26 protein-coding genes are annotated in these 26,985 nt (G+C 69.4%); 8 read left to right on the plus strand and 18 right to left on the minus strand.

Annotated features, from left to right (window positions below):
* Positions 1 to 5 precede the first annotated feature (5 nt).
* The 5 genes from ASF14_RS18850 to ASF14_RS18870 all read right to left on the minus strand — a co-directional run bounded on the left by ASF14_RS18850 (position 6) and on the right by ASF14_RS18870 (position 5,294).
* Entirely contained in the window at positions 6 to 755 is a 750-nt protein-coding gene (locus ASF14_RS18850; RefSeq protein ID WP_056438885.1) for a head GIN domain-containing protein, read from the minus strand.
* A 118-nt stretch (positions 756 to 873) separates the two neighbouring features.
* Entirely contained in the window at positions 874 to 1,407 is a 534-nt protein-coding gene (locus ASF14_RS18855) for a CarD family transcriptional regulator (protein WP_042486954.1), read from the minus strand.
* A gap of 446 nt (positions 1,408 to 1,853) precedes the next feature.
* Entirely contained in the window at positions 1,854 to 2,195 is a 342-nt protein-coding gene (gene fdxA / locus ASF14_RS18860; RefSeq protein WP_042486955.1) for a ferredoxin FdxA, read from the minus strand.
* A gap of 29 nt (positions 2,196 to 2,224) precedes the next feature.
* Complete coding sequence (locus tag ASF14_RS18865; RefSeq protein WP_056438888.1) at positions 2,225 to 2,581, minus strand: S4 domain-containing protein; 357 nt, start codon at positions 2,579 to 2,581, stop codon at positions 2,225 to 2,227.
* Between the two features lie 220 nt (positions 2,582 to 2,801).
* Positions 2,802 to 5,294, minus strand: coding sequence for a helicase-related protein (locus ASF14_RS18870; RefSeq protein ID WP_056438891.1), 2,493 nt, complete (start codon positions 5,292 to 5,294; stop codon positions 2,802 to 2,804).
* 221 nt (positions 5,295 to 5,515) lie between these two features.
* Here ASF14_RS18870 and ASF14_RS18875 point away from each other — a divergent pair, with 221 nt between their 5' ends.
* Positions 5,516 to 6,985, plus strand: coding sequence for a M23 family metallopeptidase (locus ASF14_RS18875; protein WP_056438895.1), 1,470 nt, complete (start codon positions 5,516 to 5,518; stop codon positions 6,983 to 6,985).
* Positions 6,986 to 7,110: 125 nt separating this feature from the next.
* Here the strand turns inward: ASF14_RS18875 and ASF14_RS18880 are convergent, their stop codons facing one another.
* The 5 genes from ASF14_RS18880 to ASF14_RS18900 form a co-directional block, all read right to left on the minus strand.
* Positions 7,111 to 8,748 carry an ATP-binding protein gene (locus tag ASF14_RS18880; protein ID WP_056438897.1) on the minus strand — a complete coding sequence of 546 codons (1,638 nt, stop codon included), beginning with the start codon at positions 8,746 to 8,748 and terminating at the stop codon, positions 7,111 to 7,113.
* Between the two features lie 67 nt (positions 8,749 to 8,815).
* Entirely contained in the window at positions 8,816 to 9,535 is a 720-nt protein-coding gene (locus tag ASF14_RS18885) for a TIGR02186 family protein (protein WP_443025841.1), read from the minus strand.
* 41 nt (positions 9,536 to 9,576) lie between these two features.
* Positions 9,577 to 10,491, minus strand: a complete 915-nt coding sequence (locus tag ASF14_RS18890; protein ID WP_056438903.1) for a sulfite exporter TauE/SafE family protein — start codon at positions 10,489 to 10,491, stop codon at positions 9,577 to 9,579.
* A 45-nt stretch (positions 10,492 to 10,536) separates the two neighbouring features.
* Positions 10,537 to 11,499 carry a hypothetical protein gene (locus ASF14_RS18895; protein WP_236697146.1) on the minus strand — a complete coding sequence of 321 codons (963 nt, stop codon included), beginning with the start codon at positions 11,497 to 11,499 and terminating at the stop codon, positions 10,537 to 10,539.
* 11 nt (positions 11,500 to 11,510) lie between these two features.
* The gene (locus ASF14_RS18900; protein WP_201780626.1) at positions 11,511 to 12,890 is read right to left on the minus strand and encodes a glycosyl transferase family protein; all 1,380 of its coding nucleotides are present in this window, start codon (positions 12,888 to 12,890) and stop codon (positions 11,511 to 11,513) included.
* A gap of 201 nt (positions 12,891 to 13,091) precedes the next feature.
* Here ASF14_RS18900 and ASF14_RS18905 point away from each other — a divergent pair, with 201 nt between their 5' ends.
* Positions 13,092 to 14,291 carry an MFS transporter gene (locus tag ASF14_RS18905; protein ID WP_056438906.1) on the plus strand — a complete coding sequence of 400 codons (1,200 nt, stop codon included), beginning with the start codon at positions 13,092 to 13,094 and terminating at the stop codon, positions 14,289 to 14,291.
* On the opposite strand, the gene ASF14_RS18910 is transcribed toward ASF14_RS18905, so the two are convergent.
* The 6 genes from ASF14_RS18910 to ASF14_RS18935 form a co-directional block, all read right to left on the minus strand.
* On the minus strand, positions 14,245 to 15,468 hold the full coding sequence (locus tag ASF14_RS18910) for a dipeptidase (protein ID WP_056438909.1): 1,224 nt from the start codon (positions 15,466 to 15,468) through the stop codon (positions 14,245 to 14,247). The two genes, ASF14_RS18905 and ASF14_RS18910, sit on opposite strands and share 47 nt — an antisense overlap.
* On the minus strand, positions 15,462 to 15,740 hold the full coding sequence (locus tag ASF14_RS18915; protein WP_056438912.1) for an acylphosphatase: 279 nt from the start codon (positions 15,738 to 15,740) through the stop codon (positions 15,462 to 15,464). The genes ASF14_RS18910 and ASF14_RS18915 overlap by 7 nt, the downstream gene beginning before the upstream one ends.
* 67 nt (positions 15,741 to 15,807) lie before the next feature.
* Complete coding sequence (locus tag ASF14_RS18920) at positions 15,808 to 16,431, minus strand: MarC family protein (RefSeq protein WP_042486983.1); 624 nt, start codon at positions 16,429 to 16,431, stop codon at positions 15,808 to 15,810.
* 4 nt (positions 16,432 to 16,435) lie between these two features.
* Positions 16,436 to 17,314 (minus strand): bifunctional methylenetetrahydrofolate dehydrogenase/methenyltetrahydrofolate cyclohydrolase FolD, encoded by an 879-nt coding sequence (gene folD, locus ASF14_RS18925; RefSeq protein ID WP_056438914.1) that lies wholly within the window; start codon positions 17,312 to 17,314, stop codon positions 16,436 to 16,438.
* The gene (locus ASF14_RS18930; protein WP_056438917.1) at positions 17,311 to 17,613 is read right to left on the minus strand and encodes a DUF167 domain-containing protein; all 303 of its coding nucleotides are present in this window, start codon (positions 17,611 to 17,613) and stop codon (positions 17,311 to 17,313) included. Before ASF14_RS18930 ends, folD begins: the two co-directional genes overlap by 4 nt.
* Entirely contained in the window at positions 17,613 to 17,924 is a 312-nt protein-coding gene (locus ASF14_RS18935; protein ID WP_056438920.1) for a YggT family protein, read from the minus strand. The genes ASF14_RS18930 and ASF14_RS18935 overlap by 1 nt, the downstream gene beginning before the upstream one ends.
* Positions 17,925 to 18,045: 121 nt before the next feature.
* Here ASF14_RS18935 and ASF14_RS18940 point away from each other — a divergent pair, with 121 nt between their 5' ends.
* Positions 18,046 to 19,890, plus strand: a complete 1,845-nt coding sequence (locus tag ASF14_RS18940) for an AsmA family protein (protein WP_201780627.1) — start codon at positions 18,046 to 18,048, stop codon at positions 19,888 to 19,890.
* A gap of 130 nt (positions 19,891 to 20,020) precedes the next feature.
* Here ASF14_RS18940 and ASF14_RS18945 read toward each other — a convergent pair whose 3' ends face one another.
* Both ASF14_RS18945 and tsaD read right to left on the minus strand, forming a co-directional pair.
* Complete coding sequence (locus ASF14_RS18945; RefSeq protein WP_056438923.1) at positions 20,021 to 20,998, minus strand: NAD(P)H-dependent glycerol-3-phosphate dehydrogenase; 978 nt, start codon at positions 20,996 to 20,998, stop codon at positions 20,021 to 20,023.
* Positions 20,995 to 22,020, minus strand: a complete 1,026-nt coding sequence (gene tsaD / locus ASF14_RS18950; protein ID WP_056438926.1) for a tRNA (adenosine(37)-N6)-threonylcarbamoyltransferase complex transferase subunit TsaD — start codon at positions 22,018 to 22,020, stop codon at positions 20,995 to 20,997. Before tsaD ends, ASF14_RS18945 begins: the two co-directional genes overlap by 4 nt.
* A gap of 65 nt (positions 22,021 to 22,085) precedes the next feature.
* Here tsaD and hemC point away from each other — a divergent pair, with 65 nt between their 5' ends.
* The 5 genes from hemC to ASF14_RS18975 all read left to right on the plus strand — a co-directional run bounded on the left by hemC (position 22,086) and on the right by ASF14_RS18975 (position 26,939).
* On the plus strand, positions 22,086 to 22,997 hold the full coding sequence (hemC, locus tag ASF14_RS18955; protein WP_056438929.1) for a hydroxymethylbilane synthase: 912 nt from the start codon (positions 22,086 to 22,088) through the stop codon (positions 22,995 to 22,997).
* Positions 22,998 to 23,001: 4 nt separating this feature from the next.
* Positions 23,002 to 23,685, plus strand: coding sequence for a uroporphyrinogen-III synthase (locus tag ASF14_RS18960; protein ID WP_056438932.1), 684 nt, complete (start codon positions 23,002 to 23,004; stop codon positions 23,683 to 23,685).
* The gene (locus tag ASF14_RS18965; protein ID WP_056438935.1) at positions 23,682 to 24,635 is read left to right on the plus strand and encodes a hypothetical protein; all 954 of its coding nucleotides are present in this window, start codon (positions 23,682 to 23,684) and stop codon (positions 24,633 to 24,635) included. Before ASF14_RS18960 ends, ASF14_RS18965 begins: the two co-directional genes overlap by 4 nt.
* Positions 24,636 to 24,699: 64 nt before the next feature.
* On the plus strand, positions 24,700 to 26,340 hold the full coding sequence (locus ASF14_RS18970) for an MASE1 domain-containing protein (protein ID WP_156361309.1): 1,641 nt from the start codon (positions 24,700 to 24,702) through the stop codon (positions 26,338 to 26,340).
* On the plus strand, positions 26,340 to 26,939 hold the full coding sequence (locus tag ASF14_RS18975; protein WP_056438938.1) for a response regulator transcription factor: 600 nt from the start codon (positions 26,340 to 26,342) through the stop codon (positions 26,937 to 26,939). The genes ASF14_RS18970 and ASF14_RS18975 overlap by 1 nt, the downstream gene beginning before the upstream one ends.
* Positions 26,940 to 26,985 lie beyond the last annotated feature (46 nt).

Raw genomic sequence — 26,985 nt, forward strand, 5'->3', positions numbered from 1 at the left:
CCCCGTTACAGCGTCCGTCCGCAACGCGCCGTGCCCGAGCCGCCCTTGTGCACGGTGCAGATCGAGTTCGGCCCCAGATCGGCATCGCCCGATCCGCCCAGCGACACCTTGGCCGGGCCATCGACCTGGACCGCGACGCGGCCCGATCCGGCGATCCCGACCTCGGCGCGTTTCGCATGGAGGCCGCTCCCCAGCACATTGCCCGAACCGGCGATCCCGATCTTCAGCGCGTCGGCCGTGCCGCTGGCATTCACCGAGCCGGAGCCGGCCACGCCCAAATCCGCTTGTCGAACCCGCATGGCGCCGATCGTCAGGTCACCCGATCCGGCGATCCCGCCCTTGAAGCTGTCGCCCTCCACCCGGTCGATGCGCATCTGCCCCGATCCCGCGACACCCGCCCCGGTCAGGCGGGGCAGCGTCACCAGGATGCGGACGTTGCGGCGACTGCCCCAATGCACGCCCTTCTTCATGCCGATCCGCAGCGTGTCGCCATCGCGTGCGATCCGCAGCTGGTCGAGGTCGGCCGCCGCCCCTTGCGCGCGTACCGAGAAATCGCCGCCGACCCGGATATCGACCGGATCGCTGCCGTTGCTCGACACGGTGGTAAAGCCCCGCACCGCATAGCTGCGCGTGTCGCCAGAACCTTGCGCGGGAACTTCCTGTCCCTTGGCGTCGCTTTCGAACGAACAGGCGGCGGTGGGGATGGCCAGTACCATCAGGCCGAGAAGCGTGGAAAGCGTGACGGACTTGGGCATGAGCGACCTCCTGTGTATTGAATGAATAATACACATGCTCGGGTTGTCCGTGCAAATGAAAAGGGGCGGCCCCGCCTGGGACCGCCCCTTGTTCGTATCGGCAAAGACCGACCGCAGGTCAGGCGGCGGGCTTTTCCTTGTTGTAGATGGCGGCGGCAGCGCGCAGGATTTCCAGGATCTTTTCCTGGGCGCGCGGCTCGTCCACCTCTTCCATCGCGGCGAGTTCGCGGGCGAGGCGGCTGGTGGCCGCTTCGAAGATCTGCCGCTCGGAATAGCTCTGCTCGGGCTGGTCGTCGGCGCGGAACAGGTCGCGGACCACTTCGGCGATCGACACCAGGTCGCCCGAGTTGATCTTCGCTTCATATTCCTGGGCACGGCGCGACCACATGGTGCGCTTGACCTTGGGCTTGCCCTTCAGCGTTTCCATCGCCTCGCGCATGGTCTTGTCCGAGGACAGCTTGCGCATGCCGACCGACTCGGCCTTGTTGGTGGGAACGCGGAGCGTCATGCGCTCCTTTTCGAACCGCAGCACATAGAGTTCGAGCTGCATCCCTGCGATTTCCTGCTTTTGCAGCTCGATAACGCGGCCCACGCCATGTTTGGGATACACGACATAGTCACCGACGTCGAAGTGGAGCGCCTTGGCAGCCATTGGGGGCCTTTCCGGATCAGGGCCTTCGCACGAGCGCCGAACAAGCGGAAATGGGTCCACTGATCAAGTCGGCCTCGGGAAGGAAGGGTCGAACACATCAAAGGCGGGCGGTCGCGGAAACAGCTATGCCCGTCGCGAAACCATATAGCATGGTCGCAAGAAAATTACCAGCATATGTGCAGGGTAGCGGAACCATCCGGTGCGGGCGGCCTACGCATCCCCATTCCATCTTTCCTCCCCTGTAAGGGGAGGGGGACCATGCGCAGCATGGTGGAGGGGTGTCCCGCCATCGAAAGGGGGGTACACCCCTCCGTCAGGCCTTCGGCCTGCTACCTCCCCTGAAAGGGGAGGAATGATCGGGATCAGTCGCCCTTGCCGGGCGCGTCCCGGTTAGTCGCCCTTGCCGGGCGCGTCCCGGTTAGTCGCCCTTCCCGGGCGCGTCCCAGTTAGTCGCCCTTCCCGGGCTCCGGGCTGAAGAACTGGTCGTACTTGTTCTCGACACCCTTCATCGCATCCGCATCGGGCGGCGTCTGGTCCAGCTTGCGGGTGACGTTGGGCCACTGGGCGGAGAAGGTGTTGTTCAGCTCCAGCCACTGTTCCAACCCGCTCTCGGTATCGGGCAGGATCGCCTCGGCCGGGCATTCGGGCTCGCACACGCCGCAATCGATGCATTCGGACGGGTTGATGACGAGCATGTTCTCGCCCTCATAGAAGCAGTCGACGGGACACACCTCGACACAGTCCATATACTTGCAGCGAATGCAGGCATCGGTGACGACGTAGGTCATGACAACTCCCAAGGTACGAACGCGTGCTGCTATGCCGCATGCGGCGATCCGTCAACGCTTGAAACCGTATCAGGGCCCGAAACCATATTGGGGCTAGAGACCGGCGAGGTGACCAGATCGCAGTAACAGGCGCGCCCCTCGGCGGGCGGCCCGCGCCGGACGGGCAGCGATTCCACCCGCAGCACGCGCACCTGGCCATGATGCGCAAAGGTCAGGATGCTGCCGATCCGCACCGGCGCATGGGCCCGGTCGATCGCCCGGCCGTCCATGCGGAAATGCCCATCGCACGCCATCGCCTGCGCCGTCTCCCGCGACTTGGCGATCCGCGCCCACCAGAGGAAACGGTCGAGCCGCATCGACTCGAGGGCAGGGGCGCGGGTGCTCATGGGGTGGGGCGGTCCTTTCTGTGGGTCATGGAAGGCGCGGGCAAGCCCATTCCTCCCCAAGCTATGCTTGGGGAGGGGGACCATCCGCAGGATGGTGGAGGGGCAGGGGCTTGGCGATGACTTTCGCGGCCTGGCGCGAGCCGCAGGACATTGCCCCTCCACCACTGCTTCGCGGTGGTCCCCCTCCCCATCAAAGATGGGGAGGAACGGAGGCGTGTCGTCACGGCGTACGCCCCCAGTCGGCGAGGGCGGCGAAGGCGTTGCCTGGGCTGGCGGTGACACGCGGGGCAGGGCGGGCAGGCGGACGGCCGCGCCAGATCCAGCGGGCGGGTTCATTCTCCCCGCCTCGTATCTTGCGGAACCCCAGATCGCCCATCAGCCGGTCGAGCGTCACCGCCTCCAGCCCGATCGAGGTCGCCAACGAGGCGTCGGGGGTGAAGGGTCCACGCCCCTCGCGCGCGTCATGGGCGGCGCGGGCGATGCGCTCGACCAAGTCGATCCGCACCGCCTGTTCGCCGAGCGGCCGATAGCCCGAGGCGACGCCGCGTCCCGGCTCGTCGCGGCGCAGGATGGTGGCACCCGGCCGGGCGAGGTCGGGCGTCTGGCCCCATAGCGTCATCAGCGTACGCCGCCACGTCGCGGCACCGGGCTTGAGCAATCGCGGATCGAACACGTCCAGCGTGCCGATCGTGATCCCCATGCCGCGCAGCCGCCGCCGCTCGTCGGGCGACAGGGCATCGATCATCAGGCGCAGCGGCTGGCGCGGCGCGATGCCGCCCGCATCCTCCAGCGCGGCGGCGACGGCGCGGATCGCGGGCGACGCCTTGGCCTCGCGCGCCAGCCCCGCCAGCCGGACGAGCGCGGGCAGTTGCCGGTCGAGCGACCGCACCAGCCAGGCGTCCAGCCGGGCCTTCACCTGCTCGCGCTGCAACGGGGCCAGACAATCGAGATCGCGTTCCAGCCGCAGCACCGGCCGCCCCAGCGACGGCCCCGCTATCAGCCGCGCCACGCCATGGCCGTCCCAGACCAGCCGGTCCTCGACCAGCGCGATCGCGTCATGCTCGGCGGCGATCAGCGCCTCGGCGCGGCGCGACCGCTCGGCGCCCAGCCGCTTTTCCGCCGCCGCCAGCAACAGGCGCTTGTCGTTCGCCCGTGCCCCCGCCTCGACGGTGAAGCGGAATCCCTCCAGCCGACCGATCGGGTGATCCTCGACCAGCACCTCGCCCTCCGGCCCGATGGTGACGGGCAACGCACCCGCATCGGCGCCGATGCGGCGGATCAGCGCGGTGGTGCGCTTGTCGACGAAACGCTGGGTCAGGCTGGCATGGAGGCCGTCGGACAGTCGCTCCTCGATCTCGCGTGTCCGTTCGGCCCAGTGTGTGGGATCGGCCAGCCAGTCGGCGCGCTGGGCGATATAGGCCCAGCTGCGGATGGCGGACAGGCGGCCCGCCAGCGTCTCGACATCGCCCGCCATATTGTTGAGCCGCGCAATCTCGTCGGCGAACCACTGGTGCGGGACATGACCCAGCCCTTCGGACAAATGGCCGAACACGCGCGAGACGAAGCGGGCATGGGGATCGATGCCCACCTTGCGGAAATCGGGAATGCCGCACGCCGCCCAGAGCCGCGCGACCATGGCGGGCCGCCGCACCCGGTCGCGGACCCAGGGTTCGTCGGCCAGCCGCTTGAGCACCTGAAGATCGGTGGCGAGCGGGGCTGCGCGCAGCACGCCGGGGGCGGGCTTGCGCTCCAGGCTGGCGATCAGTGCGTCGATGCTCGACAGGTCGGGATCGCCCTCCCGCCAGTAAAGATGGTCGAGCCGGGGGAAGCGATGCTCCTCGATCGCCAGCACCTCTTCGGGCAGGAACGAGTCCGGCCCCTCCTCGGCCAGTGCCCCGAAACTGCCGTCGCGGTGATGCCGCCCGGCGCGCCCCGCGATCTGCGCCATCTCGGCGACCGTCAGGCGGCGACGACGACGCCCGTCGAACTTGTGCAGCCCCGCAAAGGCGACATGCGCGACATCCATGTTCAGGCCCATGCCGATCGCATCGGTGGCGACGAGATAATCGACCTCGCCCGCCTGGAACATCTCGACCTGCGCGTTGCGGGTGCGCGGGGACAGCGCGCCCATCACCACCGCGGCGCCGCCACGCAAACGGCGCAGCATCTCGGCCACCGCATAGACCTCCTCGGCCGAGAAGGCGACGATGGCGGAGCGTTTGGGCAAACGGCTGATCTTCTTGGCGCCCGCATAGGTGAGCGTCGAGAAGCGGGGACGGGCGATGATCTCGGCATCCGGCACCAGCGCGCGGATCATGGGCTTAAGCGCCTCGGACCCCAGGATCATCGTCTCGTCCCGACCACGCCGGTGTAGCAACCGATCGGTAAAGACATGACCGCGCTCCAGGTCCGCGCCCAGCTGCGCCTCGTCCAGCGCCATGAAGGCGACGTCGCGGTCGGGCATGGACTCGGCGGTGCACAGGAACCAGCGCGCATCGGGCGGCACGATCTTTTCCTCGCCCGTGACCAGCGCGACCTGGCCCGGTCCCTTCAACGCCACGACCCGGTCATAGACCTCGCGGGCGAGCAGGCGGAGGGGAAAGCCGATGATGCCGCTGCTATGCGCGCACATCCGCTCTATCGCGAGGTGCGTCTTGCCGGTGTTGGTCGGCCCGAGAACGGCCGTCACGGCGCCCGATACGCGGCTTGTCATACGCCCTACATCGGGCTTCGCAGGCGCGGTTGCAACGGCATGGAGCAAGATCGTCGTACGCAGGCAGGATTCGGCCCGGTCCGGCCACGTCTTGCCGCAGCATCGGGGCGGCGGGACGCAGCGGCTTTGACTTTGCACGCTGCTGCCCACACCGCAAAATCCTGTGCGCCGGGGGGGATCGGCGACGCTGTCGACGATTTCACGGAAACGCAAAGCTTCTCATGTTCCTTGCCACCGACGAAGCCCTGATCCTGTCCGGGGGAACCGCCACGCGCCCCATGGGCCGCGTGGCCCCGCCGCCCATGGGACGCCTCGCCCGGTGGCGCATCGCCGCCCGCGAGATCGACTGGGTGCCCGATCTGGGAACCCAGATCGGCAGCCGCGACTGGTGGCGGGGGCTGGCGACCTGTTCGGCGCTTTGTGCCGCGACCATCGCCATGGCACCGGGCTTTCACCGCCCCATCGTCGGGCAGGCCCCTGCTCCCCTGACCGGCGAGGCGCGGAGCCATGAGCGGGCGCAGGCCATCGCACCGCTGGCGCTGGGTGCGGACAGCGGGCAACGGCTGGCCGCCAACGAACTCGTCATGCATCTGGCCGAAGCGCCCGAGCGGCCGATGATGGAATTGTCCGCCACCATCGGTTCGGGCGACCGTCTCGACCACGTGCTGCAACGTGCGGGCGTGTCCCGGGATCAGGCGCGCGCCGCCGCCGCCCTGATCGAGCCGGTGACGGAGGGCGAGGCGATCCCGTCGGGCACGCGCATCGCGCTGACCCTGGGACGGCGACCGAGCCGATCGGTCGCGCGACCGCTGGAGACGATGAAGCTGCGCGCGCGCTTCGACCTGGCCGTCACGCTGACCCGCACGCCGCAGGGGTTCGAGATGACGCAGGCGCCGATCGCGATCGACCGCATGCCGCTGCGCCTGCAAGGACTGGCGGGATCGAGCCTGTACCGTTCGGTCCGCGCGGCGGGGGCCCCTGCCAAGGTGGTCGAGGCCTATATCAAGGCGCTGGCGTCGCGCATGTCGGTTGGCCGCGACGTGAAGCGTTCGGACAGTTTCGACCTGATCATCGAGCGCGAGCGCGCCGCGACCGGCGAGACCCGGCTCGGCAAGCTGCTGCTCGCCGGGCTCGACCATGGCGGGCGCAAGGTGCAGCTGGCGCGGCTGGCCGATGACGAGGACGGCCAATGGTATGACGTCAACGGCCAGAGCGAGAAGCGCGGCGCGATGGGGATGCCGGTCGCCGGGCGCGTCACCTCGTCATACGGCAAGCGGGTCCACCCGATCCTGGGCCTGATGCGGATGCACAAGGGCACCGATATCGGTGCGCCCTATGGCACGCCGATCCATGCGATGATGGACGGGGTCGTCCAGTTCGCCGGTCGCTCGGGCGGATACGGCAATTTCATCAAGCTGGCGCATTCGGGCGGGGTTGCCAGCGGCTATGGCCATATGAGCCGCTTCGCCGTCCGTTCGGGCGCGCATGTGAAACAGGGGCAGGTGATCGGCTATGTCGGCTCGACCGGCATGTCGACCGGCCCGCACCTGCACTGGGAAGTGTGGAAGAACGGCGCGGTGGTGAACCCGCGCACGCTCAAGCTGGCGAGCATGGCGGTGCTGTCGGGTGCGAAGCTGCGCAGCTTCCGCCGCGAGGTGCAGGCCCTGCTGGCGGTCAAGCCGGGGCGCTGAACACCCCCTCCGTTCGCACTGAGCGAAGTCGAAGTGCACGTTCCGCGCTTGGCCAAGTCATCCCTTGGCCTTCGACTTCGCTCAGGCTGAACGAAGGTGGGGAGGCGGGCTGGAGCCGGAAGGTGTTACTTCCCCGCTGCGCGCCAGCGGCCGACCGTCTCGGTCAGCACCCGGTTGCCCCCTGACGGGTTCGCCCAGAGCGCGGTGATCGTCATGTCGCTGGATGCCGGGCATTTGTCCTCGGCCAGATTGTCCAGGCTGGCGCGCATCGGGAAGCTGACGGCCTCGCCGCACAGGATCGCCTCGCGGTTGCGCAGCGCCGAAATGGTGTCGAGCAGCCCGCGCCCGCCCTCGGGCATCGCCGAGCGCACCATCGCTTGGTCGCGTTCGTTGTTCAGCCGCATCGCGATGATGGTGCCGCATTGCGACAGCACGCCCTCGGCCAGGTCGGACGGGCGCTGGGTGACGAGGCCCAGCGAGACGCCGTATTTGCGTCCCTCCTTGGCGATGCGCGACAGGATGCGGCCGACCGCCGACGTCTGTTCGGCCTGCGCGGGGATGTAGCGATGCGCCTCCTCGCAGACCATCAGGACGGGGCGACGCTCGGCGGGATGGGTCCAGATCGCATGGTCGAAGATCATCCGCGCCAGCACCGCGACGACGCTGCTGGTCACGTCCGACGGCACGCCGGAGACGTCGATGATCGAGATCGGCCGCCCGTCCCCCGGCATCCGCAGGATGCGCGCGAGGAAGTCGGTCATCGTATCGGCGACCAGCATGCCGGAGAACATGAAGGCATAGCGGGGATCGCTCTTGATCTCCTCGATCTTGGACTTGATCCGCTGATAGGGGGCGATGTCACCGACCCGCTCCAGCTTGCTCATCTCCTGGCCCAGCTGGGCGGTCAGGTCGGACAGGAGATAGGGGATGGGCGTGTCGACGGTGACGCGCGGCAGCTCGGCGGCGGCGCGGTTGCGCATGCGGGCGGCGAGCAGGCATTTGGCGAGGACATCGGCGTCGTGCTGGCGCTGTTCGCCACTGGCCGAGAGCAGGATCTCGCAATGCTCGGCGAAGTTCATCAGCCAATAGGGCATGCGCAGATTGCCGACGTCATGGATACTGCCGGTGTCGCGAAAGGCCCGGGCATATTCGCCATGCGGATCGATCATGACGATATGGCCCAGCGGAGCGCGTTCGCAGATGCGGTGCAGGATCATCGCCGTCGCGGTGGACTTGCCGGTGCCGGTCGACCCCAGGATGGCGAAATGCCGTCCCAGCAATGCGTCGACCGCCAGAGTCGCGGGCACGGTGCGGGCGGGGTGGACGGTGCCGATCGTCACCGTCGTCTGGGCACGGTTGAGGTGGATGCCCGCCAGCTCGTCATTGGTGATCGCATGGATCGTCGCGCCGGGCATGGGATAGGAGGTGACGCCGCGCCGAAATCCGTACAGCGCGCCCGTCTCGGGTTGGCGCATCCCCTCCCCCATCAGGTCGATCTCGGTCGTCAGCGCGGCGGCGTCGCTGGCGGGGTCGAGCGCGAGCGAGCGGATCGTGCCGATGATCCAGCGATCGCCGCGCTTGACCTTGACCGGCATCGCCACCTGTCCGGCAGCGGCCAGCACCGGATCGGTATCCTCCGCCAGCGCGGCCAGCGCCTGGCGGTCGAGCACGATCCGCCCCGACGACCCGGCGATGGCGAGCAGCCAGCCGATGACCGGTGTATCATGGGCGGAATGGGGGTCGGCAGACGGTAGGGAGGACATGGATACGCCGTCATTTGGAATGGGAGGATGGCGACGCTAGGTTGGAAATCTTAAGATTTCCCGATCCTTACACGCGCCGCGCGATCCAGCCTGCGGTCCAGCCGAGCAGGATCGACAGCGCCACCGCCGTCAGGCCATAGGGGATGGCCGCGCGGTCGGCGGCACGCGCCACGAAACGCTCGAACCCCGATTTGCGGATATCGATGTCGCGCACGGCGGCGGCTAGCACGCGGCCGTCGCGGATCAGGAAGGTTTCGGCGGTGAAGCGCCCCACCGGCACGCGCGCCGGGATGGTGACGCGGGCGCGGTAGAGCACGTCGTCGGTGATCTCGACGGCGCGTGGCGCCTCGACATACAGGCCGCTGCGGCGGCGCTGGTCGGCCAGCCCCTGCTGAAACCGCGCCTGGACATTGGCGGGCGCGGCGGAGGCGGGCGAGAGCTGCAGGCTGTCGAGCCCAAGTTCGTAGATGGCGCGGGTGCGATCGTCGACGATCCGCTCGATCGGCCGCGATGAGGCGATGGCGTAGAAGGACGGCGCCGACTGATAGCGCAGGCGCCCGGCATTGACCCAGAGACCGGCGATCTTCTCCTTCTCGCGGATCAGGATCGATTGGGTCGGCCCCTTGACCACGACGACGATGTCGGTCGGCCGGTCGTCGCTGGGCGGGCGGCCGCCGGGATAGAGGATCGCGCCGAACAACAGCAGTTCCGCGCCGGTGAAGCTGTAGGCGATCTGGATATCGCGCTGCGACACGTCGGGGACCAGCACCGGCTTGGCCTGCGCCATCAATAGCGGCGAGAGCAGCGCCAGGATGACGGAAAGGCGTTTCACAGCAGCTGGACCGTGAAGATTTCCTCGGGCCGCCACACCAGCCCCAAGAGGATGCGCAGGCCGACCAAAAGCACGATGACGGCCAGCGCCAGGCGCAGATATTCGGGCTTTGCATTGGTGGCGAGCTTCGCGCCGACCTGTGCCCCCGTCACCGATCCGACCAGAAGCAGTCCGGCCAGCACGATATCGACCGCCTTGGTGGTCGTGGCATGGACCATCGTCGCGGCGGCGGTGACGAACAAGGTCTGGAACAGCGAGGTGCCGAGCACGACATTGGTCGCCATGCCCAGGATATAGATCATGGCGGGCACAAGGATGAACCCGCCGCCGACACCCAGCAATATGGTCAGGATGCCGGTAAAGAATCCCAGCATCAGCGGGGCGAGCGGCGAGATATACAGGCCCGAGGCGTAAAAGCGGGTGCGAAAGGGCAGGGCCGCGACCAGCGGATGATGCCGCCGCCGTGCCGCTTTCTGCGGCCGCCCGCGCCGCTGCGCCAGGATCGCCCCGGCCGCCTCGCGCGCCATGACCGATCCGATCCACCCCAACATCAGCACATAGACGATGGCAATGACCGTATCGATCTGCCCGCTCGCCTGGAGCAGGCGGAAAATCCAGGCGCCCGCGAACGACCCGATGATGCCGCCCGCGACCAGCACGCCGCCCATCTTCACGTCCACCCCGCCGCGTCGCCAATGCGCGGATACGCCCGAGACGCTCGCCCCCGTCACCTGGCTGGCGGCCGAGGCGGCCGCGACGGTCGGCGGAATGCCGTAGACGATCAACAGCGGCGTGGTCAGGAACCCGCCGCCGACCCCGAACATCCCCGACAACAGGCCGACACCCGCCCCCAGCGCGATGATGACGAGCGCATTGACCGACAGGTTGGCGATCGGAAGATACAGGTCCACGGCCGCGTTATAGACGCGCCCGCCTTTCCGAACAGTGTCGAAGCGTCAGAAATCGCCCGCCAGCGTCAGCGCGGGGCCGGAATCGGGAGCGGCGCGCCCCGCCACCCGCTGCCGCCAGTCGAGCGACAGGCGGACGCGGCGGTTCGCGACGGGCAGGGCGATGCCCAAGGTCGGTCCGATATCCAGCCGCTGCGCATCCCGCTGCGCCCCGCCCCATAGCGCCAGCCCCAGATCGAGGGCGGGCGTCAGCGGCGTGCTGGCACGAACGGCACCGTCCGCGAAGGGCTCGATCCGCGCGCGGGCCACCGCACCGGCCTGGGCATAGCCGGTCAGGACGATGCCGGGGGCAACGGAACGGGGACCGATCCCGCCCACGACCAGTGCGGCGGGGGCATCCTGTCCGGCATCGAGCGCCAGCCTTTGTTCGACCAGCAGGTGAATCGGCACATGATGAAGCGGGCGCCAGTCGATCCCGACCGCCATCTCGCGTCCGATTCCCTCCGCGGGCGCGGACAGGCGCAGGCTGGCGGCCACGTCGCCCCGCGAATCGAGCCGCCGTAACAAGCGGATGCCGCCTTGCGTCCCGCCCAGTTGGCCACCGGGCAGCAGCGTCTGGCCGCCTTCGCGAATGACGGCCCACAGGCTGGCGCTCCACCGTCGCGGCGGGGCGGGTGGTGTGGGCAAAGCGACACGCGGCGAAAGCGGTATGACCGACGGTGCCAATGCGATGACCGGCCTGTCCTGGATCGGCGCTTGCGCGGCCGGGATCGGGGAAGGTCGAGCGGGACCTTGAATCAAGGGTGTCGGTCGTGGTGCACGCGTAATCCCGAATCGTGCGAGCCGTATCTCGGGCTGATGCGGGACGGGACCACGAAGCAGGGTCAGGGCAGCGCGCGGTTCGGTACGCTTGACGGGCCTCACTGCTATCACGACGGCCGGGTCGGAGGGCAGGAGAAAGGCGATGCGGCCCAGCGTCCACAGCCCGATGACGCCTCCCAGGAATCGCAAGGGGCGTCCGCTCATGACTGTGGCGACAGGTCGGGGAAGTGGTGGCTTGTCTTGTCCCAGGCGGGCACGCCGCCGCGCAGCACATGGATATAACGGATCAGGGCGCGGGGGATGGCCGCCAGCGCCACGAAATTGCCGATGATGAATCGCGGCAACGACCATAAGGCCTCTCGCCAGCCATAGGCGCGGCCGGTGAACGTCATGCGCACGGCCAGCCGCCATGCCAGCAGCAGGGCGTTGACCCCGAACAGGAAACGCAGGCCCGGATCGACCGGCGGCAGGGGCGTGCCGACGATCCAGTGGATCGACACGGCCAGCGCATCGGCGGTCATGCCCAGATAAGCCGCCGCCTGCACCAGCATCGCGATCGGCCCCCGCCGATCGCGTAAGCGCCACCAATGATCCCCCATCGCCAATGCCCGCCCCCAACCGGTGCGATCCCAGCCGATCAGCGCGATACCGGTCATCCACCGGGCCTTTTGCCGGACGGCGGCCACCAGGGTCGCCGGGAAATAGGCGCGGACCGCCACCACGCCGCCTCGCGTCCCGTCCGCGACCCGCGCGAACAGTCCCTCGCCGCCCAGTTCGGCGATGCGCAGGCCCAGCTCGTAATCCTCGGTCAGGCTGGTCGCATCGAACGGATCACCCCCGCGCGACGCGGCGATCCGGCCCAGCATGGCTGGCGACAGCGCGCAGCCGGTGCCGGCCAGCGGCATGCCCGCCCCGATCCAGGTGCGGACGACCAGCTGCTTGATGTGGCTTTCGGCGAACTCGTCGGCATAGTGGCCGGACACCAGGCGCGATCCCGGTACGACCAGCGGCAGGACCGGCAACTGCACCACCGCCCGCTCCTCGATCAGCGAGTCGAAGACCGCCAGCTCGTCCGGATGCACGACATCCTCGGCATCGTGCAGGACGATCGCCTTTGCCCGAAACCCTTCCACCGCGATGTCGTGCTGGAGCGCGTGCCAAAGCGTGTTGAGGCAATCGGCCTTGGTCGTCGGGCCATCGCGCGCGCCGATGACCAGACGGACCCGGTCATCGCGTTCGGCCATATCGGCCGCCGCCGCGATGGTGGCCGGGTCATTGGGGTAAAGCCCGACATAGATACGATAATCGGGATGCCGGAAACGCGCGAGCGCGGTGGACAGCATCGCGCCGATCACCGCGGCTTCGTCCCAGGCCGGGGTGAAGACGATCATGCGTCCCGGCTGTTCGGGTTGGGGCAGCGCATAGCTGCGGATCGGCGTGGCGGGGCCTTTTATCAATCGTCGTACGATATAGATCAGATCGACCAGAAGATCATCCAGGCCACCGACCAACAATCCGACGGCCGCGAACAACAACAGTTCCCGCGCGACGATTTCGATGATCGTCGAGACTTCCCCCACTCGGCTCCCCCCGTTGCCGAATCTTATTGTGCCTGTCCGAAATGAGCCGATCAATAGCGGTGTGATTGGTCATTTTGGCCTGAGTGCCCCCGCGGGAAAGCCGTGTGTTTCGTCTTTTATCCTGCAAAATCAGTATGTCGGACCGGCGGGTGGTTGCACCTTCTGCTGCGGTGCAACATATGGGTGGCGAAAGGATTTTCCATGGCCCGGACATTTCCCCCCGGCATCGTCCATACCGCGCTGGCGGTGGGCGGCTTTGCGATCGGCACGACCGAATTCGCGGCGATGAGCCTGGAGCCCGATCTGGCGCGCGGCCTCGGCATCGATGCGCCGACGGCGGGGCATGTCATCAGCGCCTATGCGCTGGGCGTGGTGGTGGGGGCACCGCTCCTGGCGGTGCTGTCGGCCAAGCTGGCGCGGCGCACGCTGCTGATCGCGTTGATGCTGATGTTCGCGGCGGGCAACGGCCTGTCGGCGATGGCGCCCGATTATCACTGGATGCTGTTCTTCCGATTCCTCAGCGGGCTGCCGCACGGGGCCTATTTTGGGATCGCGGCGCTGGTCGCGGCCTCGCTCGTGCCTGAGTCGCGGCGGACGGTGGCCGTCGGGCGGATCATGCTGGGCCTGACGGTCGCGACGGTGATCGGCGTGCCGCTGGCGCAGATGCTGGGCCAGTGGCTCAACTGGCGCTGGGTGTTCGGCGTCGTCGCGGCGCTGGCGCTGCTGACCGCGACGCTGGTCGCCATCGCCGCGCCGCATGACCGCCCTGACGAGGGCGCCAGCATCCGTCGCGAACTCGATGCGCTGAGCAAGGGGCAGGTCTGGCTGACGCTCGCCATCGGGGCGATCGGCTTTGGCGGCATGTTTGCGGTCTATACCTATCTGGCGGCGACATTGACCGAAGTGACGGGCGCGTCGACCGCCATGATCCCGCTGGTGCTGGCGGTGTTCGGGCTGGGCATGACGATCGGCAATATCGTGGTCCCGCGCTTCGCCGACCGCGCTCTGATGCCGACCGCCGGGGGCTTGCTGCTTTGGTCGGCAGCGATGCTGGCGCTTTATCCGCTGGCGGCGGGCAGCCTGTGGACGATCCTGCCCATCGTCTTTGCGATCGGGCTGGGCGGGGCACTGGGCACCGTGCTCCAGACGCGGCTGATGGACGTGGCGGGCGAAGGACAGGGGCTCGCGGCCGCGCTCAACCATTCGGCGTTCAACACGGCCAATGCCATCGGCCCCTGGGCGGGCGGGTTGGCCATCGCCAACGGGTTGGGATGGACCTCGACCGGCTATGTCGGGTGCGGGCTGGCGCTGGGCGGGTTCGTGATCTGGTTGATCGCGATGCGCTTCGGTGGGACTAGCGCGCCAGCGGATCGATCGAATCGCCCGGTGCTGTCGCACTGAGGCTTTGCGCCACCGCCTCGACCCGCTCCATCACGCGCAGGATATTGCCGCTGGTCAGGGCCATCAGGTCCGCATCGCTCCAGCCGCGCCGGACCAGTTCGGCCAGCACCAGCGGATAGCCGTCAACGCCGGTCATCCCCTCTGGCCCGGTGCCGTTGATCCCGTCATAATCGCCGCCAAAGCCCACCGCCCCGCGTCCCGCCACGGCTGCGATATGCTCGATATGATCGGCGACCATCGCCGCCGTCACGCGCGGGGCGGGGTGGCTGGCGTCCCAGGCAATCAACGGCGCAGGCGTGCGCGGGCCATAGATGTTGGCGACCACGCCGACCGACCTGGCATAGGCGGTGCGGCCGGCATCCCAGGCCCGCCATTCGCTCGACAGGAAGGCGGGATAGCAATTGACCATCACCACCCCGCCGCCCGCGCCGATCCGGCGGAGCAGCGCGTCGGGGATGTTGCGCGGCGCATCGGCCAAGGCGCGGGCATCGGAGTGCGAGGCGATGACGGGCGCCCGGCTGGTATCCAGCACCGCCGCCATCGTCGCGTCGGAGACGTGCGCGACGTCGACGATCATGCCGATCTGGTTCATCTCGGCCACCACCGCACGGCCAAAGGGGCTGAGCCCGTTGGCGAGTGGAGCATCAGTCGAGGAATCGGCCCAGGCCAGGCTGCGGCCATGGGTCAGCGTCAGATAGGCGACGCCCAGCGCCTTGTACTGGCGCAACACCGACAAGCGCCCGTCGATCTGATGCCCGCCCTCGACCCCGATCAGCGAGGCGACCCGGCCCGCGCGCGCGACCCGGCGGATATCTGCGGCGGTGCGCGCCATTGCGAGCCGGGTCGGATGGGCGGCGACCAGGCGGTGGACACGGTCGATCTGCTCCAGCGTCATCTCGACCGCGCGCGGGCCGGTGACATCGGCGGGAATCCAAACCGACCAGAATTGCCCGCCGACCCCGCCGCGTTCGAGGCGGGGCAGGTCGGTCTGAAGCGGATGGGGCAGGGCGGCGGTGCCGGTCGCGAGCGAAGGAGACTCGGGCAAAAGGTCGGAGTCCCGCAACTCCCAGGGCAAATCGTTATGCCCGTCGACGATCGGTGCGCGGGCCAGGGCCGACTCGACCCGCCGCGTGATGGCCGGATCGGCGGCCTGGGCAAGGAGTAGGGCGATCAGCATGTCGGCCGCTGCTCGAATCGGGTTAGCAGAGGGTCGATGGCCTGCTCGATCGTCTCGACCCGATCGACTCGCGCAGCGGGCGGTCCCGATTCCGCCTCGGCCACGATCCGTGCCACCGCGTCCTCCGGCCCCTGCGCCACCGCCTCGACCGTGCCGTCGGTACGGTTGCGAACCCAGCCGGTCAGCCCCGAGGCCGTCGCGCGTCCGAGCAGCCAGTAACGATATCCGACGCCTTGTACGCGCCCGGTGATGCGAAGATGACGACCGATCATGCCCGCGATTGTCGCGCGGGAGGGTGGGAAAGGGAAGGTCCCGATCCTCCCGGCATGGGGAGCGGGATCACTTCAGGCTGGCGGTCACCCCGTCGATCACGAACTGCACCGCCAGCGCGGCGAGCAGCACGCCCAGCACGCGGGTGATCACCGCCTCGATCTTGGCGCCGAGCAGCCGCATCAACGGCCCCGCCGCCAGCAGCGCAACGAGCGTCAGCAGCAGGATCGACACCATCGCGCCCAGCACCACGATCGACGCCTGAAGCCCCGAATTGCGGCTCATCAACAGCATGACGGTCGCGATCGAGCCCGGCCCGGCGATCATCGGCATCGCCATGGGGAAGATCGACACATCCTCCGCCTCGTGCGGATCGTCGGCGACCTTGGCCGCGCGGTCCTCGCGCCGCTGGGTGCGCTTCTCGAACACCATCTCCAGTGCGATCAGGAACAGCATGATGCCGCCCGCGATGCGGAACGCCGCCATCTCGATGCCCAGGCCATGCAGCAGCGCTTCGCCGAACAGGGCGAAGACGAACAGGATGACCGAGGCGACCATGACCGCGCGGATCGCCATCGCCCGGCGATGCTGCGGCGTCGCCCCCGCCGAGAGGCCCGCATAAATGGGGGCGCAACCCGGCGGATCGATCACCACGAAGAAGGTGATCAGCGAGGAGATATAGAGTTCGAGCACGGCCTTACAGCGCCGTCTGGTCGATCGCGACGCCCTCGCGGCGTCCCGCCGAGACCAGGGTGTTGCGCAGCAGGACCGCGATCGTCATCGGCCCGACGCCGCCCGGCACCGGGGTGATCGCGCCCGCCCGCTGTGCCGCCGTGTCATATTCGACATCGCCGACCAGACCCGTCTCGGTGCGGTTGATGCCGACATCGATGACGCTGGCGCCGGGCTTGATCCACTCGCCCTTGACCAGGCCGGGAACACCCACCGCCGCCACGACGATATCGGCGCGACCGACCACCTCGGCCAGGTTGCGGGTGCGGCTGTGCGCGACCGTCACCGTGCAGCTTTCACCGAGCAGCAACTGCGCCATCGGCTTGCCGACGATGTTGGAGCGGCCGACGACCACCGCGTCCATGCCCGACAGGCTGGGGTGGATGCTCTTGAGCAGCATCAGGCAGCCGAGCGGGGTGCAGGGGACGAAGCCCTCGCTGCCCGTCGCCAGCCGTCCGGCGTTGACCGGGTGGAAGCCGTCGACGTCCTTGTCGGGATCGATCGCCTGGATCACCGCCTGCGCGTCGATCTGGCCCGGCAGCGGCAGCTGGACGAGGATGCCGTCCACGGTCGGGTCTTGATTGAGCTGCTCGACGAGCGCCAGCAGCGTCGCCTGGTCGGTGTCGGCGGGCAGGCGATGCTCGATGCTCTCCATGCCTGCCTCGCGCGTCGCCTTGCCCTTGGAACGGACATAGACGCTGGAGGCGGGGTCCTCGCCGACCAGCACGACCGCCAGGCCGGGCGCGCGGCCTGCCTGTTCGCGGAACGTGGCTACCTGGGTGGCGATGCGGGTGCGGAGGCCGGCGGCGAACGCCTTGCCGTCGATGATCGTGGCGCTAGTCATGGCCGATCGCCATAAAGCGCCTGGGCGATACGCGCCAGTATGTGCGGGTCTCCGGCGACATGCAGACGCTTCAATCGTGCGGTATCACCCGCGACGATGCTGACCGCGCGCTTGGGCACCCCGAAATGCTTGGCGACCAGCGGGATCAGCGCCGCATTGGCCGCGCCGTCGACCGGCGGTGCCGACAGGCGCGCGGCGAAATGCTCCTCCGTGCCCGCACTCCGCGCATCGCGACCGCCACGCGGCGTGACCCGAACCGCGATCCGGATACCGTCATCGCTGGCCGTCCAGGCGGGCATCAGCCGACGACGACCGCCCCCCCGTACATCGCATTGGCGATCGCGGTGTCCAGGATCTTGCCCAGGATGATGACCGCCAGCAGCACGACCATCGGCGACAGGTCGAGCGCGCCGAAATCGGGCAGGATACGCCGGATCGGGCGATAGAGCGGATCGGTCATCTTCTGCAGCGCGTACCAGACCGACCGGATGAAATCATTCGAGGTGTTGATGACGTTGAACGCGATCAGCCAGGACAGGATCGCCTGCACGATGATGATCCACCAGACGACATTGAGCAGAATCTGAAGGATCTGAAGGATGAGGACCAACGTGAGGGCTCCCGGATACGGATTTCGCCATATCTAGGGTAGGACGCGCGTCGGGGCAATAATCGTGCGTGGCGATCCTGACGCAGGCGGAACGAAGCCCCCGGTCGCGCGTCCCATCATCATGATACAGGATAGGGGATGGCCGCGCTGGACGCGGGGCGTGGTGGCGCTGCTGATCGGGTTGCCCCTGCTTTTCCTGCTGATCCTGGCGGTGTTTCCCTGGGGGCTCCTGCGCGACGCGGTGTGCCGCGCGGCGACCGAGCGGTTCGGGCGGCCGGTGACGATCGGGTCGGTCCACCGGGTCGACGGCATCGGCTTTCATCCGACCATCGCGGTCGAAGACCTGAAGATTCCGCAGGCCGGTTGGGCCGGTCAGGGTGATTTCGCGGCGGTAAAGCGGGCGGAGATCCGCTTTTCGGTCTGGCCGTTGCTGCGCGGTGCTTTCGTCCCGGAGGATATTCGCGTGTCCGGGCTTCGCCTGGCGCTGGTCCGCGACAAGCAGGGCCGCACCAACTGGTCCCGCCCCGGCGAACCCGAGGAAGGCGGCAGCGCGACCGATCTGCAGGGGCTGACCGTCACCGATGGCGTGGTCAGCTATCGCGACGCCAAGGAGGATCGGCAGGCGGTGCTGAACGTTGCCGCCGACCCGGATCGCGGCGTGCGGGCCGAGGGTGAGGGCAGGGTGCGCGGTGCGCCCGTCCGCATCGCCTTTGCCGGTGCGGCGGTGAAGCCCGGCCGCTGGCCCTTCACCGCCGACATCACCGGCGAGCAGCTGGTGATGAAGGCGGTCGGCACGATGGATCGGCCACTCGACACCGATGCGATGACGCTGGACCTGACGGCGAAGGCCGACGACCTGAAGCGGATCGATGCGGTGATCGAGGCGGGGCTGTTCCAGACCCGGCCGGTCCAGCTGACCGCGCATGTCCGCCACGAACGCCCGCGCTGGACCATCACCGATCTGAAGGGGCGGATCGGCCGTTCCGACCTGACCGGGCGGCTGACCGTCGACAAGAAGGAAGGCCGCACGCGTCTGGACGGCGAGGTGACGGCGGGGCAGCTCGATTTCGACGATCTGTCGTCGGCGCAAGGTCGTGCCGAGGCCGCCGCGCTCGAACGCCGGATCGGACCGCGACTGGTGCCCAATACGCGGATCGATATCGGCAAGATAGACACGACCGACGGGACCATCCGCTTCAAGGTCGGCCGGGTGGTCAGCGCGCAAGGGCCCTCACCGATCACCGGGCTCGCCGGACGGATGACGATGGACCATCAGTTGCTGACCATCGGCGACATCCGCATGTCCTTGCGCGAAGGCGTGGTGACGGGTCAGGCGGTGATCGACCAGCGGAACGGCGCGAAGGTGCCGAAGCTGTCGGTCGACCTGCGGCTGCGCGGGGCGAGCGTGTTGTCACTGTCGGGCGAGACACGGATCACCGGCCATGTCGGCGCGCGCGCCAAGCTGGTGGGCGTGGGCGAGACGGTGCGCGCGGCGATCGGGCGCGCGAATGGCCGCATCGGGTTGGTCGTCGCCAACGGGACCTTGCCCGATCGCTATGCGACGGCGCTGGGCTTCGACGCGGGCGCGGCGTTCATGGGCGACAGCGGCAAGGCGAGCCTGCGCTGTCTGGTGCTGGGGGTGGACATGACGAACGGCACGGGCCGCGCCGATCCGCTGATCGTCGATACCTCGCGCAGTCGGTTGGACGGGACGGGGACGGTCCATTTCCCCGACGAACGACTGGCGCTGCGGCTGACCGGCGCGCCGAAACAGGGGGCGACGCTGAGGCTGGCGGGGGCGGCCACGGTAACGGGCACGCTGCAAAAGCCCGATCTGGTGATCCCGAAGGAGGTGAAGTCGGTCGGCAATATCTTCAAGTCGATCGGCCGTGCGATCACCGGCGATACCGGGCCGAAGGCGCAGAATGCGGCCTGCGGGGCGCTGGCGCGGCAGGTGTTGCGGTAAGCCAGCCCGCCCAACCTCCGTTCGGCCTGAGCGAAGTCGAAGGCCAGAGGAATCGGGCAACCAAGCATCCCTCTTGGCGAGCGTTCCAGCGTGGCCTTCGACTTCGCTCAGGCTGAACGGAGGGATGGGTTTATTGGCCTTCCGCTTTCAGCGGCCGCGCCAGCAGCGCCCCGATCACCTCACCCACGGCCGCGCCCTCCAGCAACCGGCACACCGCCTCGCACACCGGCATGTCCACACCGGCCTCCGCCGCCGCCTGTCGCAGCACGGGCGCGGTGAACGCCCCTTCCGCCACGGTCCGCCGGTCGGCGAGCAGCTCGGCGGCCGACCGCCCCTGCCCCAGCCCGACGCCCAGCGAGAAATTGCGCGAGGCGGTCGACGAACAGGTCAGCACCAGATCGCCTAGCCCCGACAGGCCCGCCAGCGTCTCCGCCCGCCCGCCGCGCGCCAGACCGAACCGCGTCATCTCGGCAAAGCCGCGTGCGATCAGCGCGGCGCGGGCATTCTGGCCCAGCCCCGCGCCCTCTACCACGCCGCAACCGATGGCGAGCACATTCTTGATCGCGCCGCCGATCTCCGCGCCCGTCACGTCGTCGGTGGCATAGGGCCGGAAATGCGGCGCCGCGAGGCGCGCGGACAGGGCCTTGCGCAGCTCGGGGTTCTCGCACGCCAGCGTCACCGCCGTCGGCAGCCCCGCCGCCACCTCATGCGCGAAGGTCGGGCCGGACAGCACCGCGATCGGCGCGTCGGGGTGGATCGCCCGCGCGACCTCGCCGACCAGCCGCCGGGTCCCCGCCTCGATCCCCTTGGAGCACAGGACCAGCGGCTTGGGGCCCACCGGCATCGTCGCCAGCACTGCGGCCACCGCCTGCGCGGGCGTGACGACCAGCAGCGCATCCATCTCGGCCATCGCTGCCGGATCGCTGACCGCCTCGATGCTCGGCGACAATGCGATGTTCGGCAGATAGAGCGGGTTGGCGTGCGTCGTGTTGATCGCCTCGGCCACCGCCGGATCGCGCGCCCAAAGCCGCACCGGCCTACGCCCATGCGCCGCGACCTGTGCCAGCGCGGTGCCCCAGGCGCCCGCGCCGATCACCCCGATCTTCATGCCTTCACCCCCGCGCCGCGCACCGCTTCCGCCGCCGGATCGAGCGGCCAGCGCGCCCGTGCGGGCGTGTCGAGCGGATCGGTCAGCCCTTCGCGGAACCGCTCCACGCCCGCCCAGGCGATCATCGCGGCATTGTCGGTGCACAGCCAGAGCGGCGGCGCGACGAAGCGCAGGCCATACTCGGCCGCCAGCCCCTCCAGCGCCCCCCGGATCACGCCGTTCGCCGCGACCCCGCCCGCGACCACCAGAGCGGTGACCGGGGGCACATTCGCGAGTGCGCGGCGGGTGCGGTCGAGCAGACAGTCGACCACCGCCTGCTGGAACGAGGCGGCGATGTCCTCGGGCGAATGATGCCCGATCGCACGCGCCACCGCGCTCTTCAGCCCAGCAAAGGAGAAATGCGGCTCGGCCGAACCCTTGAGCGGTCGGGGCAGCGGCACGGCATGGGGGGTCCCCTCGCGCGCCGCCGCCTCGACGCGCGGGCCGCCGGGATAGCCCAGGCCCAGCAGCTTGGCGGTCTTGTCGAACGCCTCGCCCGCCGCATCGTCGATGGTGGTCGCCATCCGGCGATAGCGCCCGACCCCCTCGACCAGCAGCAACTGGCAATGCCCGCCCGAGACGAGCAGCAGCAGGTACGGATAGGCCAGTTCGCGATCCGACAGGCGCGGCGACAGGGCATGGCCCTCCAGATGGTTGACCGCGATCAACGGCTTGCCCGCCGCGTGCGCCAGCGCCTTGCCGGTCACGAGGCCGACCATCACCCCACCGATCAGCCCCGGCCCCGCCGTCGCCGCGATCGCATCGACATCGGCCAGCGTCACCCCCGCATCGGCAAAGGCGGCAGCGACCAGCGGCTCCATCGCCTCGACATGGGCGCGCGCGGCGATTTCGGGGACGACGCCGCCGAACGGAGCGTGCGCCGCCTCCTGCCCCAGCAGGCGATGCGCCAGCACGCGGCCGTCATCGGTGACAAGCGCGGCGGCGGTCTCGTCGCACGAGGATTCCAGTCCCAGGATTAGCATGACTTCCCCATACTCGTCCGTTGCCAACTTGTCGAAGGGGGGCTTGATGCGGCAAAGGCGGACGCATGGTTCGTTTCCGGCTCGGTACGCGCGGTTCGCCGCTGGCCCTCACCCAGGCGCATATGGTGCGCGCGGCGCTGGCAAACGCGCAGGGGTGGAGCGAGGACGCGGTTCAGATCGTGCCGATCAAGACCACCGGCGACCGGGTGCAGGATCGCGCGCTGGCCGAGATCGGCGGCAAGGCGCTGTGGACCAAGGAACTGGACCGCGCGCTGTACGACCGCGAGATCGATGCTTCGGTCCATTCGATGAAGGATGTCGAGACGATCCGGCCCGACTGGCTGCATATCGCCGCGATGCTGCCGCGCGCCGATGTCCGCGACCGGCTGATCGGCGCGGAGACCATTGCCGAGCTGCGGCCCGGCGCAGTGATCGGCACCAGCAGCCCGCGCCGCCGCGCCCAGATGCTGTCGCACCGGCCCGACCTGACCATCACCCTGCTGCGCGGCAATGTCGACACGCGCCTGGCCGCCGTGGCGAACGGCGATGTCGACGCGACGCTGCTCGCCGCCGCCGGGCTCGACCGGCTGGGGCGCGCGGTCGGCCAGCCTGTGCCCACCGACCAGATGCTGCCTGCGCCTGCGCAAGGGGCGGTCGGGATCGAGACGCGCGCCGACGATGCCGCCGCGACCATGCTGATCGCCTCGATCGACCATGCCGAGACCCATGCCTGCGTGATGGCCGAGCGCGCGCTGCTCGCCGCCTTGCAGGCCGATTGCCACAGCCCGGTCGCGGCGCTCGCTTCGCTGGCGGGCGAGATGCTGACCCTGCGCGCCGAATTGCTGGCCGAGGACGGATCGTCGCGGGTCAGCGGCTGGGTCGAGGGGGCGCTCGACGAGGAACTGGGCGCGCGGCTGGCGGTCGATCTGCTCGAACGCGCGGCCCCCGAAGTGCGCCGCCTGTTCGCCGGGGGCTGAGCCCATGGCGGTCGTCGTCGTCCGGCCCGAACCCGGCCATGGCGCGACGATCGCCGCCCTGCACGCGGCGGGTCTGGACGCCATGTCGCTGCCGCTGTTCGCGGCGCGTGCGGTCGCGTGGACGGCACCGGCGGCCGAGACGCTCGATGCGCTGCTCTTCACCAGTGCCCAGGGCGTCCGGCTGGCGGGTCCGGCGCTCGATTCATTGCGCCACAAGCCGGTGATCGCGGTCGGCCCCGCCACCGCCGCCGCCGCGCGCGAGGCCGGGCTGTCGGTGGTGCTGACCGGTACGCAGGATGCCGCGTCGGTCGTCGCCCAAGCGCAGATGCAAGGATATGCACGGCTGCTTCATCTGGCGGGCCGTGATCGGGTCGAGACGGGGGCGATGACCTGCATCGTCTATGCCGCCGATCCCGTGGCGGTGGAGGTGTCCGCGATCCACGCCCTGGCGGGGCAGATCGTCCTGCTTCACTCCGCCCGCGCCGCCGCGCGGCTGGCCGAGCTGGTCGGGCAGGCGGGCCTGTCCCGCGCCGCCGTCTCACTGGTCGCGATCAGCGCGAAGGCGGCGGCGGCGGCGGGCCTGGGATGGCAGACGGTCGTCATCGCCACGGCCCCGCGCGACGATGCCATGGTGGCGGCCGCGCAGGCGTTGACCCGAGCCGCCGCCACGGGGATAAGCGGGGCATGAACAATTTCGCGCCTTCCGACCGACCGCCGACGCGCGGCCCCCGAAAGGGCGCGATCGTCGCGCTGGTCCTGATCGCCTTTGTCGCCGGTATCCTGCTGATGGCCTATGCCATGCGCAACCTGTCCTGGTTCAACGCCAATGGCACCGCGACGCAGGCCGTCACCGCCAAGCCCGGCGGCACCGGCGGCACCGTCAAGGAAACGCCGCGTACCGATCCCATGGCGCTGGCCACGCGCGAGGCGCAACTGGCCGCGCAGCTCGCCGCGCTGGAGACGCGCGCCGCCACGCTGTCCACCGACGCCACGGCGGCGGGTGCGCAGGCGGGCCGCGCCGAGTCGATCCTGGTCGCCGCCGCCGCGCGCCGTGCGGTCGATCGCGGCCAGCCGCTCGGTTATCTGGAGGAGCAGCTTCGCACCCGCTTCGGCACCAGCGAGCCGCACGCCGTCTCCGTCCTGATCGTCACCGCGCGCCAGCCGGTGACGCTGGAAACGCTGCGCCAGGGGCTCGATACGCTGGCCCCCGATCTGGTCGTCAGCGGCGGCAATGGCTGGTGGGAAGGGCTTCGTCAGGAACTGGCGCGCCTGATCGTCATTCGAGAGGCCAATGCCCCCTCGACCAACCCGACCGACCGGCTGGCGCGGGCGCGCCGCCTGCTCGATGGCGGACAGGTCGATGCCGCCCGGGCCGAGGTCGCGCGCCTGCCCGGTGCCGCCGCCGCCCAAGGCTGGCAACAGGCCGCCTTGCGCTATGTCCGCGCGCGCCAGGCGCTCGACCTGATCGAGAATGCCGCACTCGTCACCCCGCCCGCGCCGCCCCCGGCACCGATCGTGACGACCCCGGTGCCGGGCACCCCGCCCGCCGACACGGCCGACACCACCACGGCCCAGACGAACCCACAGGATAATCCACAGGCTTCTCCACAGACGGCACCAGCCGCGCCGACCATCTAAAACACTGTCTATCCGGGAAATTCCCGGATGCCGATCGCCAGGCGCCCGGTACAGACAGATTGCGATGACGGCGCCGTTCAGTCCCTCCTTTGCTTCCCGGCCCGCTGCCCCTGAGCCTCTCGACACGCTCGGCCTGCGGATGTTCTGGCCCCGGCGGCAGGACTGGCTGGCGCTCGCCTTCTATGCGGTGGGGTTCGCCGTCCTGCACCGGCTGGCGGCCTATTGGGGCGGCAGCGGCTTCTATTCGCTCTGGTTTCCGGCCGCCGGGCTGCGGCTCGCCTTGCTCTGGCGGCTGGGGCCACGGCTGACCCCGTCGATCGCGCTGGTCGAGATCGCGGTCGACGTCACCCTGACCCCGGCGGTGCTGGAGGGCATGCCCTGGACGGTCGCGATCTGGGGCATTGCGCGCCCGGTGCTGGCTTACGGCGCGACGGTCGCGGCCATCGGCTGGCTGGCGGAGCGGCGGGGGGCGGCCTTGCTGACCGCGCCGATGCCGCTGGGGTTGGCGCTGGTGCTTGCCCCGCTGGCGGCGGCGTTGAGCGCGGTGCCCCAGGCGCTGACCAGCCCGGAGCTGACCGGCGTATCCAGCCCGCGCGAGGTGATCGTGTCGCTCGCCGCCTTTGCGGTCGGCGATCTGCTTGGCACGCTGTTCATTGCGCCGCCGCTCCTGTGGATCGCCGATGCGGTGTCGGGCCGGGCCCGCTGGCGCTGGCCGCTGCCTTCGTTGCTCGCGGCTGTGGAGACGGCGGGGGTATTAGGGCTGGGCATCGGCCTTGCCCGGCTGCTCGACCAGGCGGGGTTGGGGATGCAGCCCGCGCCGGTGCTGGTCGCGGTGGCGTGGATCGGGTTGCGCTTCGGCCGTGCCGCCGCCTGGGGGGCGCTGCTCGTCGTGGTGCTGCGCGTCCTGCCCGACACGGCGGGCGCGATGGACACGCCCGAGCGGTTGCAGCGGCACCTGGCGCTCGCGACCATCGTCGTCACCGGCTATCTGGCGGGCAGCTTCGCCGATGCCCAGGCCACCGCACGCGCCATGCTGGAACGGCGCGACCGGCTGCTCTTTCAGGCCGAGCGGTTGAAGACGCTGCGCGCCATGTCGGTGGCGGTGATCCATGAGGTCAGCCAGCCGCTGTCCACGCTCGCGATCGAGGCGCGCCACCTGCACCAGCTGACCGCCGGGCGGGGGGACGAGATCGCGGACGGTGCGGCGCTGATCGATCGCAAGGCGGAGCATCTGGCGACGCTGATCCGACGCCTGCGCCGGTTCGGCGGCCATGCCGAGGGCGCGCCGCAGCCGCTGGCGCTGACCGCGCTGGTCGACATGGTGGCGACACTGGCCCAGGCCGAGGCGCGCGAGGCAGGCGTCGCCCTTATCATCAGCCCGGTCGATCCGACTTTGCAGGTGATGGCGCAGGAGGTCGAGCTGGCGCAGGCGGTGATGAACCTCGTCCGCAATGCGGTGCAGGCCGCGCAGGGCGATGCCGCCCCCGACCCCGTAACGCTGGACGTCACCGCCGACGAAACCCAGGCCGTGATCCATGTCGTCAATCACGCATCCGCCCGGCCGGTGGCGCGCGACGGCATGGGGATCGGCACCCATGTCGCCCGCGCCATCGTCGAGGCGCATGGCGGCACCCTGACCCGGATGCATGGGCCGGACGGCATGGTCCATGCCGCCCTGTCGCTTCCCCTGATCGAGATCCGCTGATGCCCCTTCGTTCGCCCGATCCCCTGGCCCCCGCCACCGTGCATGTGCTGGACGATGATGCCGATCTGGGGGCGGCGGTCGCGCGGATGCTGACCCGGCAGGGTTTTGTCGCCAAGGCCTTTGACGATCCCGCCGCGTTGCTCGCCGCCTATCCCGGCCAAGCCGCCCATGCCGTCGTCACCGATGTGATGATGGGCGAGTGGCACGGCTTCGACTTTGCCGAGCGGCTGCGCGCGCTCGATGCCCATGTCGCCATCCTGTTCATGACCGCCTGGCCGAACACGGCCCATGCGGTCGATTCGGTCCGGCGGCATGGCGGCGTCGATTATCTGGACAAGCCGATCGACGAGGCGCGGCTGTGTGCGTCGTTGCGCGACGGCATCGCCTGGTCGACCGCGAGTCGCGCGACCGCCCGGCGGCTGGGCGAGCTGTCGCCGCGCGAACGGCAGGTGTTCGACCTGATGGTGCAGGGCCATGGCAACAAGGCGATGGCCGGGCTGCTCGGCCTGTCGCCCAAGACGATCGAGGATCACCGGGCGGCGGTGTTCCACAAGACCCAGACGCAAAGCGTGGCGCAACTGATCGCGCTATCCCGCTAAATCCGCTTGCGGTGAAGCGAGGAGCCGGGCGCGGGCGGAGCGCGTT

It is taken from the genome of Sphingomonas sp. Leaf257, from assembly GCF_001422185.1.
In the GTDB taxonomy this organism is placed as follows: Bacteria; Pseudomonadota; Alphaproteobacteria; order Sphingomonadales; family Sphingomonadaceae; genus Sphingomonas; species Sphingomonas yabuuchiae.